Source organism: Hymenobacter perfusus (assembly GCF_003944765.1).
GTDB lineage: Bacteria > Bacteroidota > Bacteroidia > Cytophagales > Hymenobacteraceae > Hymenobacter > Hymenobacter perfusus.
Map to the genome: position 1 here is coordinate 1 of NZ_RWIU01000013.1, position 14,898 is coordinate 14,898.

The 14,898-nt window shown below is 58.8% G+C and carries 12 protein-coding genes; 6 read left to right on the forward strand and 6 right to left on the reverse strand.

From position 1 onward, the window contains the following. The 3 genes from EI293_RS21855 to EI293_RS21865 form a co-directional block, all read right to left on the reverse strand. Window positions 1–2,166, reverse strand: a 2,166-nt coding sequence (locus tag EI293_RS21855; protein ID WP_148103292.1) for a TonB-dependent receptor, incomplete at its 3' end; no start/stop codon positions are given. 97 nt (window positions 2,167–2,263) lie between these two features. Next, the gene (locus tag EI293_RS21860; protein WP_125440689.1) at window positions 2,264–2,566 is read right to left on the reverse strand and encodes a hypothetical protein; all 303 of its coding nucleotides are present in this window, start codon (window positions 2,564–2,566) and stop codon (window positions 2,264–2,266) included. A gap of 112 nt (window positions 2,567–2,678) precedes the next feature. Next, window positions 2,679–3,668: a replication initiation protein gene (locus EI293_RS21865; protein ID WP_125440690.1), complete on the reverse strand. Its 990-nt coding sequence runs from the start codon at window positions 3,666–3,668 to the stop codon at window positions 2,679–2,681. Window positions 3,669–4,181: 513 nt separating this feature from the next. Here EI293_RS21865 and EI293_RS21870 point away from each other — a divergent pair. The 3 genes from EI293_RS21870 (at window position 4,182) to EI293_RS21880 (ending at window position 7,967) form a co-directional block, all read left to right on the forward strand. Further along, entirely contained in the window at window positions 4,182–6,041 is a 1,860-nt protein-coding gene (locus EI293_RS21870) for a type IV secretory system conjugative DNA transfer family protein (protein WP_170170497.1), read from the forward strand. Window positions 6,042–6,465: 424 nt separating this feature from the next. Further along, a complete protein-coding gene (locus tag EI293_RS21875; protein ID WP_125440692.1) occupies window positions 6,466–7,047 on the forward strand; it encodes a BfmA/BtgA family mobilization protein in 582 nt (193 codons plus the stop codon). Continuing rightward, window positions 7,047–7,967: a DUF5712 family protein gene (locus EI293_RS21880; protein ID WP_125440693.1), complete on the forward strand. Its 921-nt coding sequence runs from the start codon at window positions 7,047–7,049 to the stop codon at window positions 7,965–7,967. Before EI293_RS21875 ends, EI293_RS21880 begins: the two co-directional genes overlap by 1 nt. Window positions 7,968–8,011: 44 nt before the next feature. On the opposite strand, the gene EI293_RS21885 is transcribed toward EI293_RS21880, so the two are convergent. Continuing rightward, the gene (locus EI293_RS21885; RefSeq protein WP_125440694.1) at window positions 8,012–8,977 is read right to left on the reverse strand and encodes a hypothetical protein; all 966 of its coding nucleotides are present in this window, start codon (window positions 8,975–8,977) and stop codon (window positions 8,012–8,014) included. 89 nt (window positions 8,978–9,066) lie between these two features. After that, entirely contained in the window at window positions 9,067–10,926 is a 1,860-nt protein-coding gene (locus EI293_RS21890) for a DNA methyltransferase (protein ID WP_125440695.1), read from the reverse strand. Window positions 10,927–11,733: 807 nt separating this feature from the next. On the opposite strand from EI293_RS21890, the gene EI293_RS21895 reads away from it, so the two are divergent. From EI293_RS21895 to EI293_RS21905, 3 genes are all read left to right on the forward strand, one after another. Beyond that, window positions 11,734–12,456 (forward strand): hypothetical protein, encoded by a 723-nt coding sequence (locus EI293_RS21895; protein WP_125440696.1) that lies wholly within the window; start codon window positions 11,734–11,736, stop codon window positions 12,454–12,456. Window positions 12,457–12,616: 160 nt separating this feature from the next. Beyond that, window positions 12,617–12,961, forward strand: coding sequence for a hypothetical protein (locus tag EI293_RS21900; RefSeq protein ID WP_125440697.1), 345 nt, complete (start codon window positions 12,617–12,619; stop codon window positions 12,959–12,961). Window positions 12,962–13,062: 101 nt separating this feature from the next. Beyond that, window positions 13,063–13,563, forward strand: a complete 501-nt coding sequence (locus tag EI293_RS21905; RefSeq protein WP_211339634.1) for a DNA-binding protein — start codon at window positions 13,063–13,065, stop codon at window positions 13,561–13,563. A gap of 21 nt (window positions 13,564–13,584) precedes the next feature. Here the strand turns inward: EI293_RS21905 and EI293_RS21910 are convergent, their stop codons facing one another. Then, window positions 13,585–14,757 carry an MFS transporter gene (locus EI293_RS21910; RefSeq protein WP_125440698.1) on the reverse strand — a complete coding sequence of 391 codons (1,173 nt, stop codon included), beginning with the start codon at window positions 14,755–14,757 and terminating at the stop codon, window positions 13,585–13,587. Window positions 14,758–14,898 lie beyond the last annotated feature (141 nt).

A 14,898-nucleotide genomic window follows, 5' to 3' on the forward strand; every position in this document is an offset into this window, starting at 1 on the left:
CAGCGCCACGTTGCCCACGATGCCATCCAGGGGAGCGTACAGCGGCTGGAACGTGGGCGCGGCCGGGGTGCCGAGCACGACCGGCTCAAACCGCGTTTGGCGCACGTCGAGGAAGTTTTCCACGTTGAGCACCACCGAGAAGTGCGGGGCAAATATTTTTTCGCCCAGCACCCCCAGCAGCCAGAAGCCGCGCCCCTGCCGCGCCCCGTCGCCCAGGTACTGCGGGCCGTTGTAGGTGCCTTCCAGGCCCAGGCGGAAGCTCTTTTCCGCCTCGTACACGGTGGTCAGCACCAGGCGGTGCCGCGAGACAAACGGCAATTCGGCCGGCTGGCTTTGGTCGTAGGTCTGTTTGGTGTCGGTGAAGGTGTAGGCGGTGAAGAATTGCAGCCCCTCCACGCCCAGGCGCAGGTTCGTTTCCAGGCCCCGCGCCGTGATGGGCGAGGCCGCGTTGCGGAAATCGGTCACGCCGAGCGCGAGCTGCGCGGCATCGGGAATCAGCGTGTGGTCCAGGCGGGTGTAAAACACGGCCTGGTTGAGCGAAATATTCAGCTCATCCACCCGGCCGCGCACGGTCACGTCGGCGTTGAGGCCCCGCGAGGTTTCGGCTTGCAGCTTGGCCACGTCGAGGGGCCGCACGTTCACGTAGGCTTGCTGTTCGGTGGTGCTACTGAAGATGGTGGGTGCTTTGTAGCCGAAGCCGCCCCCGGCCCGCAGGCTGACGTGCTCGCCGGCTTTGTAGAGGGCCGAGAAGCGGGGCAGCACGAACAGGCCGTAGGGACGCTGATAATCCGTGCGCAGGCCCGCTTGCAGCGTCAGGTTTTCCAGTACCCGCCAATCGTCCTGCGCGAACAGCCCGTAGGTCTGGTACTGGTAGTCGCGGGCAACTGAAGCGGCTACGGCCGCCGTTTCGCGGAAGTCATCGGTGAGCACGTTGCCCCCAAACACGGCCCGGTGCGCGCCGATGGGCACCAGCAGCGAGGCTTCGGAGTAGGTCGAGAGCTGCCCGCCGGCAAAGTAGCTGCTGCCCGCTTCAATACGGCGGGTGAAGCTGCTGACGCTGTTTTTGACCGTCAGCACCCGCTTGCTGCCCAGGTGGGTATCCAGGCGCAGCTGCGTACTGTAGCGGTCCGAGCGGTTGCGTTCGGTGTAGCCGGTCGTGGCCGGGTTGTCCAGGGTAGGCAAGTAGCCCCCGGCGCGGGTTTCCACGGTGGCATTGAGGCCCGCGTAGAGGGTGGTCGAATCGGAAACGTAGTAGAACAGGCGCGGATTCACCGTCGTGGCCTGCACTTGGGGCAGGTCGGTAAAGTTGTCGCCGCTCACGTCGCGGGCCTGCTGCGTGTTTTGGGTGGCCAGCAAGGTCAGCCCCAGCTTGCCGGTGCGGCCGGTGTAGAAGGCAGTCAGGTCGCGCCCACCCTTGTGGGTTTGGTTGAGCAGCACGTTCAGTTCGGGCGTTTCGGTGGGCGTCTTGCTCACCAGGTTCACCAGGCCGGCAATGGCATCCCCGCCGTAGAGGGCCGAGGACGCGCCCTTGATGATTTCCACTTGCCGCAGGTCCAAAGGCGGAATCTGCACGAGGCTCAAACCTTGCGAGAAGCCGCCGTAGAGGGGAAAGCCGTCGCGCAGCAGCTGCGTGTAGCGCCCGTCCAGGCCCTGAATGCGAAAGGCCACGCTGCCGGAGTTGGCGGAGGTGAATTGGGGCTGAATGCCCGAGGCCTCCGTGAGCAGCATGGCGATGTTGGCCGGCTTCATGCTGCCTTTTTCGGCCAGCTCTTCCGGCCCCAGCACCTCGATGCGCACGGGCACGTCCTCGATGCGCGAGCCGGTGCGGGTGGCCTCGACCACCACGCCCTGCAATTCCAGGCTGCTAGGCTCCAACTCGACCAGGGCGGGCGCGTCGCCGGCTTGGGGCAAGGTGAAGGGCAGGGTGCGGGAAGCGTAGCCGATGCTGGAAAACTGCACCTGGTAGGTGCCGGCCGGCACATCGGACAGGGTCGCCCGGCCCTCGGCGTCGGTGGCCGCGCCGAGGCCCAGGGAAGGAATGGCCACGGTCACGCCGGGCAAGGCGGTTTTGGTGCGCTCGTCGTGCACGAGCACCCGCAGCGGGCTTTGGGCCACAGCCGCGCCGGCACTGATTACCAGTGCCAGCAGTAAAAACAAGACTTTCATGGGGAGAGGCGCAGCGCGCCGGTAAGGCTGAAAAACGGGTAAACACGGACAGGCGACCCTCACAAAAGAGCCGCCAGGGCGAGTGTAGACCCGGAAATCAGACTTGCAGCACGGCGTAGCGCAGGTAGAGCCGGCGCACCGGAGGCGGTGGGTTGGCTACCCAGGGCCAGGAGGCCGGCGAACCGGCGAAGGGCCGAAACGCCGGGCGGGAGGTGGGCGCGACCCACTGCGCCAGCAGCGCATCCGGCACCTCGTCGGGTTGCGCGGTCGGGGCTGATACGTCCACGCCGGCACGGGCCACAACGTGCTCATGGGTTTCCTGCGCGTAGTTCTGCCGGCACTCGGCCGCGTCCAGCTCGCACACGCCGCCCAGGTAGAAACTACCGAGCAGCAGAAGCAAAAGCCGAAAGAGTGGGCGCGGAGCCATCAGCAAACCAGGGAAGGAAAAGCCAAAGGTACAGGGATTCGGCCTGGTGCTTTTTGAAAGTAAGTGAAACAGGTAGACTAAACTCTTAGCCAAGACTAGGCTTAGCTGCTTTTGTGGGTTTGTCGAACAGCGGCCCATTGCTGGCTTTCTTGATTCCCAAAACAGTAAGCAGCAGGCCCGAGAGGGAGTGCGACTTGGTGTACTTGCCGGTTTTCAAGTCGTGGGCGAACTTGTTGCAGGCGGCGACGTGCGCCGGACTGGCCAAGATTTGCGCCACTAGGTCGGGCGTAGTGATGCTGAGCTGCGCGAGTAGCCTGCCAGCGTTTTCGACCTGATGCGCGGCCACTCCCGGCAGCGGGTTAGCAGTAGCCCCCAGGTCGGGCAACGTGGCCACCACGTCCACAACTTGCGGCTTGACCGTGAAAACCACGTTTTTGAAGGCGCGGCCCTTCTTTTCTAGTGTGTAGCTGATGCTAAGGTCCGTGTGCTCGTTGATTTGCCTTACTGCAATATCCAGCACTTTGGTTTTGAGCATGGTGACCTTGGTGTATTCCTCGTTGCCCTTTGCATCGACTAGGCCCAGCATTTTCTTGAATTCCAGCAGGTCGAATTTCTTGGTTTCGCCCACATCTTTCCACTGGCTGCAAAGCGTGTAGATGCGTTTGGCGTGCTTACTGGTTAGGCGCAGCGCCGAGAGCAGCTCGAAGCTCGTGAAGTTGTTTTTGAGGTCGAACAGATACGGCCGGATGGATTCGGACAGCTTCATTTCAATCCGACCTTCCCCGGTCATGTATTCAATGTGCTGAAACATCCAGAGCTGCTTGTAGCTCTTTTCCGTCATAACCTCAAACATTCGAGAGCCCATTCCCTCCGTTGCTTTGCGTAGGTAGTTGTAGGCGTATTTCTTGCCGGTAATTTCGCTAAGGTCCTTTACTACAATCTCATATAGTCCGGTTGTGTCATCCTTCCGCAGCTGCGAGAGCAAGTAGAAAAACAGGTCCATTTGTAGCTCGCTATACTCGTAGCGGGCCGTTGTAATAGCATTGTGATGACGGACTTCTAGGGCCTGTTTCATAGTGTCTAAAGCTGCTGCTTACCTGATTACAGACCAAAGGTAACTATAATTAGCAACCGTTTCCTTTGGTGATGTCTTTCCGCGAATCAAAGGTTTCCCTTTGACGAATCAAAGGTTTCCTTTTGACGAATCAAAAGTGTCTTTTCACGAATCAAAGGTTTCCTTTCGCGAATCAAAAGTTTCCTTTTGTGCTTGTGGGACTTTGGAAATCAACTAGTTATGAGCCCTACAAATAGAACAAATAGCTCAAATAACACAAATTGTGTTTCGCGCGAAGAAAAAAGGCTTTTAGGGCTTGGTGATGGGCGATGCGGCGCAGCCCAAACAAAAACAACAAAGTCCTAGAAGCCAGTAATTTGCGCGCATTTTAAAAACTGTATATTATTGGTAATCAATAGTATAAATGCTTATTGTTGTGCTTATTTGTGCGGCCTTGTGCCCCGGTTTACTGCCGGGTTTTAAGCTCCTTTTGCCAGCCGTCCGTACCTAGGCAAAACCCGCTTTTGTACTCGTATGGCTGCATTTTTTCACTGGTTGGGCGTCCTGATTGGGGCCGTAATTTTCGGAGTTATCGCGCACCTGGTGGTCCTGGTGCTTAAAAAAGCAGCCCCCCCAGCCGCTCAGGGCCTTTACCGGGCGACGCTCATACCCGCCGCCCCGTTTGATTGGGTGCCTTCCGTCACTGGCTTTACGGGCCTGTTTCTGGCCACCGCCATCTTGCAGCACTGGTTGGGCGGGCTGGCCACGCTGCTGCTGCTGGCCTGGTTGGGGTGGAATATCTACCAAGCCTATTCCAGCCCCCAGGGGGCCGCAACGGCCGCAGGCGGGGACCAACCGCTGAGCTTCACCCTTCGCACCACCAGCGGCCCGAACGTGCGGCTAGGGAACCCATTCCGGGGCACGTTCATAGCCGGCGGCGCGGGCAGCGGCAAAAGCAAGTCGATTATTGAGCCCATTCTTCAGCAGGCGGGCGCGTTGGGCCTAACGGGAATAGTCTATGACTTCAAATTTCCCACGCTGGCCGAGGAAGTGGCCGGCAGCTACGCGGGCGGCACCGTAACGCCCTATTTCGTCAACTTCACCGACCTCACCCGGAGCCACCGGGTAAACCCGCTGGCCCCCGAGCTGCTGGCCACCGCCAGCTTTGCCCGCGAGGCCGCGGCCACCATCATTACCAATCTGGACGCGAAAGCCGCCCAGCAGCGCAATTTCTGGATTCAGTCGGGCGAGGTGCTGCTGGCCGGCTGCATCTGGTACTTGCGCCGCAACCACCCCCAGCAGTGCAGCTTGCCGGCCGCCGTGAGCATGATTCTGGAGAGCGACGCGCCGCAGCTGCTGGCCACCTTGCAGCAGGACGAGGAAGTGCGCGGCCTCATTGCCTCGATTGCCAGCGCCAGCAAATCGGAAAACACGATTGCGGGCGTCTTCTCGACCATTCAGAATTACCTGGCCGTGCTCAACACGCCGGAGATTTTTTGGGTGATGAGCGGCGACCAGGTGCCGCTCGACCTGAACACCGCCGCCACGCCGGGCGTGTTGGTGGTGGGCAATGACCCGGCGCTGAGCAGCACGTTCTCCCCGCTCATTTCCCTCATCGTGGCCACGGCCATCAAGCGGCTGAACCAGCAGGGCCGCTTGCCGAGCCTGGTGCTACTCGACGAAGCGCCGACTCTGTTCATTCCCAATTTTGCCCAGTTGCCAGCCACCGCCCGCAGCAACAAAGTGGCCACGGTGTACGCGGTGCAGGACGTGGCCCAGATGGAGGCCCTGACAAGTCGGCAGGAGTCCGAGATGATTCTGGCCAACCTTGGGAACCAGTTTTGGGGCCGCACCACCAACACGGCCACGGCCGAACGGGTGAGCAAGATGTTCGGCAAAATCGACAAAACGTACCGCTCCAAAACGGAGGGAGTGAGCAAAAGCAACGAGTGGAACTTGCTCAAGCCAACGAACCGCACGAGCAGCACCAGCGAGTCGGTGAGCATCCAGCAGCGCGACAAGTTGGAGGCCCAGCAGGTGATGCGGTTCGGGGTGGGCGAGTTCGCGGGCCTGGTGGTGGAAAGCGGCCGGCCGGAGTTCCGCGCCACGTTCCGCGCCGAGCCAACGAAGGCCGTAAAAATTGCCCCGTTCCAGGAGGCCAGCGCCGAGCAGGTGCGCCAGAATTTTACCGCCATCAAGGCGCAGGTGCGGGCCATCGTGGGCGGGGAGGCCGGCCCCGCGCAGGAGGTCCAGGCGTTTGCAATTGCAAAAAAAGAACCCGCCGAGCAGCCCGCCCATGGTGCCGAATATTTTGCAATTGTAAAACCAACTACGACCGAAACAGCCCCCAGCCCGGCCACCACGGAAGAAGAAACTGACCCGAGTAAATGGTAACTATCCGGTTCGCAAGTCACTTATAAAAACTCCTAGTTAGACTTATAAAACCTATCCTTTCACCCGGAAAGCAGCGCGGAACAACCCGGCCAGTGAACCCGGAAAGAGGCTTTTAGGATAGACCAGGCGTAGGGGAGGCCCAGGTGAGCAAGGGGAGGTATTTGGCCCTTTCTTCCCTTTTGTTCTACCTTGCTACCCAAAGCGGAACCAGACGACAGCAGGCGGTGCGACTAGCCCCAGGATAAGCAACGGTTCCGTTCTGAAAGAAGCGAGCAGGAACGCTATTCGCTTCGCTTCATAGCGTTCCGCTCTACGTTATGTAGTTGATAATAAGTACTAAAGTAAAATACAGTGAACTCGCAGTGAGTACATGCGTATGTAATATACTGATAATCAGTAATAATTTGAGTTCAAAAGCGAGTTCATGGACAAGACAATACGCGCTGAGGAAGCGGCCTATGATGGTTTCCGGCAACTGGCCAAAGAGTACGAGCTGAGCAACCCCGAGCTGCTGGCCGCGATGGTGCAGTACTTCCGGGTGACCAAGGCCGACCCCCGGCACCCCACCGGCCCGGACCTGACCACGAGCCTAGCCAAGCTCACGGCGAAGCTGGCCGACCTCGATAAGCGAACGATTGGATTTATCCGGGAGCAGGAAAAGACCTACCTAAAGCCCATCCTAGCCGAGGTGCAGGCGCACAAGGTGCTGAACGCGCCGGCCGCGAGTGTCCCGGCCGGACCGAGCGAAGGCCAGGAGGACGACCTGGTGCGGTGGTTTGTCCGGGTGCTTTCGCGGGGGATGCTGCCGGCCCAGCTGAACCCGGAGTTCTTGAGCAAGGCCCCCGCGATGGGGGCCAGCACCGGCCCCGAGGACCCGGCCCTTGCCCTCCTTAAGAAGAAGCTGACCGCCGTTGTGCAGCTGGCGTTTCGGCCCGAGCTGATGATTCCCGCCATGACGGCGAAGCCCTTGCCGCCGACCCCCACACCCCCCAGCTCACCCGCCTAATGGTTGCCAAAATTCCCAGTTCCGGCAAGGGCCTTTCCCAGCGGTCGGGCAGCTGCGGCGGCCTGGTGGCCTACCTCGAAAAGGAGGTGCAAGGGCAGTGGTTCAGCCTCGACCGCGCCGACGTGCCGGCTGGCGAAGTGGTGGCCACGCTCGACCAGAACAAGCGCAACCTGAACCGCGACGCGGACAAGTATTACCAAGTGGTGCTCGCCCCGAGCCAAGCCGAGCTGCGCCACATTGACAGCGACCCGGAGAAGCTCCGAGCCTACACGCGGGCGGCGATGGAGCAGTACGCGGCCAACTTTGGGAAGGGCATCGAAGGCCGCGACCTAGTGTACTTCGCCAAGGTGGAGCACGAGCGCACGACCAACCACCAGGACCGGGCGGTGCAGGTGGGCGACGTGGCCAAGGGCCAGGCGAAGGCCGGCCCACAGACGCACATTCACGTCATCGTCAGCCGCACGGAGAACCTAGCCCGCTACAACGAGCGCAAGCTGGCCGGCGAGCTGGACCGGAAAAACCCGGTTCACCTGAGCCCACTGACCAATCACAAGAACACGCAGCGCGGGGTAGTGACGGGCGGCTTCGAGCGCAAGCAGTACTCGGAGCGGGTAGAGCAGGCCTTTGACCAAGCGTTCGGCTACGAGCGGCCCCTGGTGGAAACGTTCCGTTACGCCCACACGATGCAACACGGCACCCCGGAGCAGTGCGCGGCCTTGCGGGCGCAGGCTATCCAGGAACAGCAGGCCGCGCAGCAACGCCAGGCGGTGCAGCAAGCCGCCGAGCAACAGCCGCCGCAGCAGGCCGTGACCCAGCAGCGCGCCGTGGCCCCAGCACCCGCCACGGAGCAAGCCGTTACGCCGGCCGTAGAGCGCCCCGCCCCGAGACCGGAGCGCCGCAGCCGAGGAATCGGAATGTAAGGGAGTGACTTATTCAGTACCAGTAAGCAGTATCAGGGAAGTGCTTATTGCTTATGCCTCAGATGCTGAGCAAACAACTGCAAAGAATGCTCGTCACTTACTGTGTCGGGTAGAGCAAGCCTCAGTGCATCGTATGCTTCAAGAGAAATAAGGAGTGCTTCCGCAACTTGCTCATTACCTTGGCCTTGTTGGTCGTCACGAAGTATAACAGGCGCTTCAGCAAGTATAGAGCGACTCAGCGTTTCAGGAAGCAAGTCTCCTAAAATTCGGCGAAGTTCACGAGCAGTAGCTTCTGTCGCCCACAAGCGCACTAGTTCTGTTGTGATAACTTCCCCTATGACGTTAAAAACATAGAGGTGAGGGTGACCAACAGGAGGAACATCAAAGTAAGGCTGAACTTTTGCCCCAGCCTCAGTAGTGATGGAGTAGCGTTTTTTGTCTGTATCCTTCTCGTATATCCACAGGTTTGTGCTCCCCTTACGAACGCTTTTTGAGACTCTCACCTCCCAGCGTGCGTAATAATCATCTGGATTAGGTATCATCATTTCCTCCTCGAAATAGAGGAACTGATGTAAATTATCCTGCCACAATAGCCAGCCTATACGCATATCCGGCTCAGTACCAGCAGGAGCGTTCTTCCGGACCTCCTCTTTTCGGGCTAGGAGATAGTCCCCGTATTGGGTAAGGATATCCCTCATTGCATCATCCGCAGGAGTGCTGTTAGGCGGAACTCGGATAGACCGAGTAGCCGAAGGGTGCATGATTGTCGTGCCGCAAGATTCTGTTAATGAACGCTTGGACGGCCGACACATCATTTTGTGTTCAACCCCAAGGTTTTCATACACAACGTCTAGTTTGAGGTTACTCCAGCCGTGGTTAGGCAGGCCTTTCGCCTTGCAGTATACATCGGCCCAGTCCCCTTCTTCCATTTTGCGGCCCATCATGTAAGCCACTTTCGCTCCTAATAGTTGATGGGCTTTTTCTTGTTGTTCAGCAGTGAAAGCGGGCAAAATTCGTGGACGGGGCATGAAGTATTATTGAACAGCAGTAGGTTGTAAGATTTTATCAGCAAGCACCCGGAAATCCTCGAAGCTGAGCATTAGTGGGCTAAGTCTTTGGTGGGGTTTAGTATTTCAAGTTCCCTGTCCACGAGCGTACGAAACTCATCGAAGGCAATGCCAATAAGGGATTTAGAGATAGATGTAGTAAGCAGTTCGGCGTAGAGCTTGCGGTAATCAAATTCCTGTTTGCGATTGACGTGCAGAAACTTAACCGAATAGATGTCCTCGCTACGAAGTGCCTTTCCAATAAAGGCCGATACATCGGCCTTTGTCATGGGCGCTGCCAGGCTATCCATAGCAATCATATCGCCCACTTCTTTGCGGCAGTGCACCATGATGTCGTAGCCCACAGCATTGTCCGAGACGAATTGCTTGAAAGTACCGTGCTGCTTGTCAAAGGTCTGAGCGCCGCTAATTTGTAGGCCCGCGTTACGAATCGCGTTTTGCAATGCCGCCCAAACCTTGTCTGAACTGTTATGGAACACAATCGTAATCCAGCCCCCAGGCTTGAGCACGCGCTTGCACTCGGCAAACGCCTGCGTCAGCAGAACCTGGTAGTCATCCATCTTCTTCTCCTGGACCTTATGCACAATAGCCTCGTGCGTCGTCTCCGTCTTGTGCTGTAACCATGACTCCCAAAGAAAATTCATCTCTGAGTAGTTGATGTTGCTCCCAAAAGGCGGGTCGGTGAACACGTAATCGACTGAGTTATCCGCCAAATAAGTCAGGTGTGTGGCCGACTGTACTCGGGCCGTCACATCGCGGTGCAACTGGGGCGCCGTGCGGAAATACGACTCGATGGTTTTGGCCTTACGCAGGAACGTAGCAAACACATTCTGCTCATTCATCACTGCAGGCACGCTGTAATTCGCAATGTTGCCGCTACCACCCCAGAATCGAAACTCTGAGAAAACCGTCACACGCTGGTAAAGGGAGGTGATGGTAAAGAGCAATTTTTGCTTAATCTCCTCGTCCTCGATGGCACTCGCGTAATTCCAGAGTTGCGCCATTGCGCGCAGGGCGCGGGGTGTATAGGCTTTATCAACCGAAGTAATACCTGCCTGAATAGGCTGGGTAGTATTCATGCCCTTAGGAAATACGTCGGTAGGGTACCACAGACCCGCCGGCACTCCTTCCTCCTTAATGGAAGCAAGCAGTGCCAAATCCTCCGCATTGAGTGAAGCGTTAGTATCCTTATTGCCCTTAGTACAACCCTTGGTGGGACATCGATAGCCAACCAGCACCGGCTTGATTGCCCCACGCTTGAGCTGACGCTTCTTTTGAATCACGTTGCAGTGAGGGCAGGGGAATTCCGGCAGAATTTTGCTCTCCTTGACATCTGCCTTTTCACTCTTGGCCGCGTCGAAGAGACTGAATTCTTGGTGGCAGCTGTTACACGTCACATCGTAGCTCCACACCGTGTAATTCACAGGTGTAGGCTTGCTGCAGGTCCGGCACGAGGTGCTGTAGAGGGCCCTATTTTCTTCCTTAAAATGGTCTACGGCCTCACGCACGGCCTGCATATAGCGGTCAGCGTCAAGTGGCCTGGTGATGTTGGAGGCAATAAAGACAGCTGCAGGTGAGAGGTCGGAGAGTAAGGCCCGACGGCCTGTTTCTACTGTCGCTACGCCCGTCATCCCTGAGCCACAAAAAGGGTCCAAGACTGTTTCTCCGGGGTTCGTGTAATACTCAATAACCTGCTTAATACCCTCTGGGGGCACCTTGGTATGGTAGGTGTGCGCGTCGTATACGTAGGTGTTCTTTCCGGCAGAGATGTTAGAAGAAAAAGGTATTTCAACTACTTTATGCTCAATTGGCTTTACTGATGCGCTTATCAGATTCGCCTCTTTAACAGGCTTTAAGTCAAGCTCTAATTGTGTTTCAACGGTCATTGGCATGATGCTACTAATATTATAGCCTCCGTAACAAATCTACCTACATTATTTCTAACAAGGTTAGCTTTTGCACCAGCTGCCATAGCCGCTACAAGTGCCCTTGCCGCTAAAGTCAGTGAACCTATGGTATTTTACGGCCCGTGAAATACTTGCTATTTGCAGCTTTACTTCTGAGCCACAAACTTGCCGGCACCGCCGTCGCCGGCCGGCCAAGCCCAGACCCAAACCCGCAGCCTACCTCTGTCAAGGCAGCGATTTTTACGCCTACCACAGCACCTAATTAGACGCATGCTAAAGCCACCGCTCCCCTGGGTAAAACCCACTCAAATTCCTGAAAACGGCCAAATCGCCGTCGTATGCTATAGGTTGACTTTTAGAGATAAAAAATTGCATTATCAAATTGGGTACTATCATGCATCTGGTGTAGAAGTTGGTTTCTACCCAATTCCGCCAGATGGCTATAACAATGGCCTTGGTGGGAGTATTCGATACGTTGAATGTTATATGCCTTTTGAGAAGATAGAGAGATAACACTCAAAAACAATAGACATAGCTTAACAGCTGAAAGCCTAGAATTATACTAGCTAAGCGTCTTTGTTAATGCTTCTGAAAAACGAATAAAAAGCCCCATTTCGCCGGCGAAATGGGGCTTTTTTACGTATACAAGGCATGATATCAGGCACCCGCAAAAGACAGTTTCGCCAGCGGTTTCAGGCACATCTTTACCCGGTCAAAACCTTCCGGGGCGACCCCACCCGGCCGGCCTATACCCTATACAGTTTACACCAGTACCCGACCTACCTAGCGGCGATGAACGAGCTAGACGAGTTGGTAGACCAGTGGCCCCGGAACCGGCCGCGCACCGTCGCGCTGCTGGCCGTGCGCCAGGCGTTTTTCGACAGCGGGGCCGTGCATTGGGCGGTCGAAACGGTGGCAGACGAGGACCAGGAGAACGTACACGCCCTGATGCTCAACGAGCGCCAATGGGGGCAGCGCAGCGACCCGGAGAAAGCCGCCCGCCACGCCCGCAACTTCGCGCTGGCCGAGGCGGCACTGGTCGAAAGCCAGCGCCGCAAGCAAGGCCCCCCAACCGGCAAAGGGCCGCGCCAGGCCCCGCAAGCCCCCCAGCAGGCGAAGGCCCTAGCATTTGTGCCCGCGCAGCCCCGGCCGAACAACCGGCCCACCGCCCGCCCCCGCTACACGGCCGCGCAGCTGCAGCGCGACCCGCTGGCCTACCAGGCATCGGTGAACGAGCTAGACGAGTTGCTAGAGCACTGGCCGTACAAGCGGAACCGCATACTCTATCTGCTGGCCACGCACGAGGCCCTGACGCAACAAGGCGGCCGGACGGAAGATGAATCGCAGCTACTCGACCCCAGCAACCCGGCCCACTACGCCGACCGGGCACAATACGTGCGACGTGCGACGGCCCGGGCGGCCGACCCGCAGCGCGCCGACCGCCACCGCCAAGCCAGGCGCGAGGCCCTGAGCTGGTTAGAGTGTCAGAAACTATACCCGAAAACGAGGCCCTAAACCGGAAAAGTACCACGCCGGCCGCGCCCCGGACGGAGCCCAAAACCTGCCCTTATTTCAAGAGTTGTCCGACAAGCAATCTTATGTTAAGTAACAAAAAGGGGAACAAGAGGGAAAAGAACGCCCCCCACGACTACCCCCAAAATCCTGTTTGCCTATCATGCCCAAACTAGCCCTTGCCGCCCAGGGAGGCCCCGGCCACGACCCGCGCACCGCCCACTTGCGCCCCGTCATCGAGTACCTTCTGGCCCAGGGCAACACGCCGGCCGGCTGGCGGGGGGATGCGTTCACGTTTGACCAAGGGGGCGAAGGGCACTACCTCTTTGCCGGCCCCATCGACGCGGCCCAGCTGCGCGAGCGGTTTGCCTTTCCGGCCTCCATCCGGGTGTATGACGACGGTTCTATCAAGGACAGCCTGAACCGGGTGGACATTAGCCAGGAACTGCCGCGCCGGCCGTTCAGCTTTGAGCAGCCGCTGACTGCTGATGAAGGTTCTAAGCCGTAGTAAATGCTTGACTAGTCAGTGATTAGTCAGTGACTAGTCAAGCAGAAGTTAAAGAAGATTTAGAGTGTTTACTTTGTGGCTTCTGACTAGTCATAGCCCCGATGGAAAACACCGCTACTTTTTTAACCATAAAGCAAGCAGCTCAGCAGGTTAACAAGTCTGAGCAGACTATCCGGCGACTAGTCAAACAACACGCTAAGACTAGTCATATCCAGGTTGAGCAGACCCCCAAGGGTAACACATATCTGATTAGTCAGACGTTTCTCGCGCAGCAATACCCCAGCCAGGCCGAACCTTTGCCGGCCGTAATAACGCAGGTCCAGGTGCCGGAGGTTGCCGAGTTGCAGCGGCAACTAGCCGAGCGCGACCAGACCATACAGCAGCTGCAAAACCGCTTGTTAGAGCAGAATGACGTGCTGAACGCGCTGACTAATCAAGTGAATAGTCAGCGTATCGGACGCATTGAGGAACTGTTACTTAGCCAGAACGAGCAGCTAGGAGAGCTGCAAAAGCGACTGCCTGAGCCGGGGGAGGCCCCGGTACTGCTGGCCGAGCCGGAGCCAGCCAAAAAAGGCTTTTGGCAGCGCGTATTTGGCAAGTAGGAGGGTACTGTTCACGTAGGCTCAAAGTTTGGCGGGAAGCCGGGTGAGGTACAGGGCCACGGCTACCGCCGCTACCGCTGCGACTCCAAACGTCCAGCCCGGCCCGGCCACTTGCCAGAGCGCGCCCGCGCCCACGCTGGCCACCAGCGCGGCCAGGCTCCCCAGCCCCCCAAAGGTGCCCAGGGCCGCGCCGGTATCCGACTTCGCACACAAGTTGCTGACCCAGGCCTTTGCCACGCCTTCCGTGCTGGCCGCGTACAGGCCGTACAAGGCAAAGAGCGCCGCAAACGTCCACCCGGAATGCGCCAGGGCCACGCCGCTATACACGGTCGCGAACGCCAGCAGCCCGCCCACCAGCAGCCGGCGCGGCCCCAGCCGGTCGGCCAGGTGCCCCAGGGGCCAGGCGCTGAGCACGTACACGGCGTTGTAGAGAATGTAGAGGCCAATAACCCCGGTGTCGGACACACCCCGCTGCCGCGCCAGCAGCAGCAGGAACGCATCGGAACTGTTGAACAGCGCAAACACCAGCAGTCCCCCCACCACGCGCCGGTAGGCGGGCGGAGCCACGCGCCAGTAGCTAAACGAGGCCCAAAACGGGCGCACCGGCCGGGGCGAGGGCATGGCGGGCCGCTCCCGCAGCAGCAGGGTAATGGCCACGGCCAGCACCCCCGGCACGAAGGCCCACAGGAACAAGGGCCGGAACTGCCCCGGCCGCGCCGCCAGCCAGAGCAGCGCGGCCGTGGGGCCGAGCACGGCCCCGAGCGTGTCCACCGAGCGGTGAAAGCCGAAGACCTTGCCCTTGTTGGTCGGCGTCGTTTCGTCGGAGAGCAGCGCGTCCCGCGCCCCGGTGCGCAGGCCTTTACCCAGCCGGTCCACGGTGCGGGCCAGCAGCACCCACGCGGGCGTCGCCAGTACCGCCAGCATCGGCTTGCTGAGCGCGCTCAGGCCGTAGCCCCACCGCACGAAGGGTACGCGCCGGCCCAGCCTATCCGACCACTGCCCAAAATAGCCCTTGCTGAGCCCGGCCACGGCTTCGGCCACGCCTTCGAGTAGGCCAATGAACACCACCGAAAAGCCGATGCTTTGCAGATAGAGCGGCATCACCGGGTACAGCATTTCGCTGGCCAGGTCGGTGAAAAGGCTGATAAGCGAGAGCAGCCACACGGCGCGGGTGAGGTAGGAAAACCGGCCCATCAAAGCGTGATTTTCAGCGCCACGTTGCCCACGATGCCATCCAGGGGAGCGTACAGCGGCTGGAACGTGGGCGCGGCCGGGGTGCCGAGCACGACCGGCTCAAACCGCGTTTGGCGCACGTCGAGGAAGTTTTCCACGTTG

Bases quoted from the DNA above. Each gene is read 5' to 3' on its own strand.
- EI293_RS21865 (WP_125440690.1), bottom strand. From the start codon at position 3,668: ATGAAACAGGCCCTAGAAGTCCGTCATCACAATGCTATTACAACGGCC.
- EI293_RS21870 (WP_170170497.1), top strand. From the start codon at position 4,182: ATGGCTGCATTTTTTCACTGGTTGGGCGTCCTGATTGGGGCCGTAATT.
- EI293_RS21875 (WP_125440692.1), top strand. From the start codon at position 6,466: ATGGACAAGACAATACGCGCTGAGGAAGCGGCCTATGATGGTTTCCGG.
- EI293_RS21880 (WP_125440693.1), top strand. From the start codon at position 7,047: ATGGTTGCCAAAATTCCCAGTTCCGGCAAGGGCCTTTCCCAGCGGTCG.
- EI293_RS21890 (WP_125440695.1), bottom strand. From the start codon at position 10,926: ATGCCAATGACCGTTGAAACACAATTAGAGCTTGACTTAAAGCCTGTT.
- EI293_RS21895 (WP_125440696.1), top strand. From the start codon at position 11,734: ATGAACGAGCTAGACGAGTTGGTAGACCAGTGGCCCCGGAACCGGCCG.
- EI293_RS21900 (WP_125440697.1), top strand. From the start codon at position 12,617: ATGCCCAAACTAGCCCTTGCCGCCCAGGGAGGCCCCGGCCACGACCCG.
- EI293_RS21905 (WP_211339634.1), top strand. From the start codon at position 13,063: ATGGAAAACACCGCTACTTTTTTAACCATAAAGCAAGCAGCTCAGCAG.
- EI293_RS21910 (WP_125440698.1), bottom strand. From the start codon at position 14,757: ATGGGCCGGTTTTCCTACCTCACCCGCGCCGTGTGGCTGCTCTCGCTT.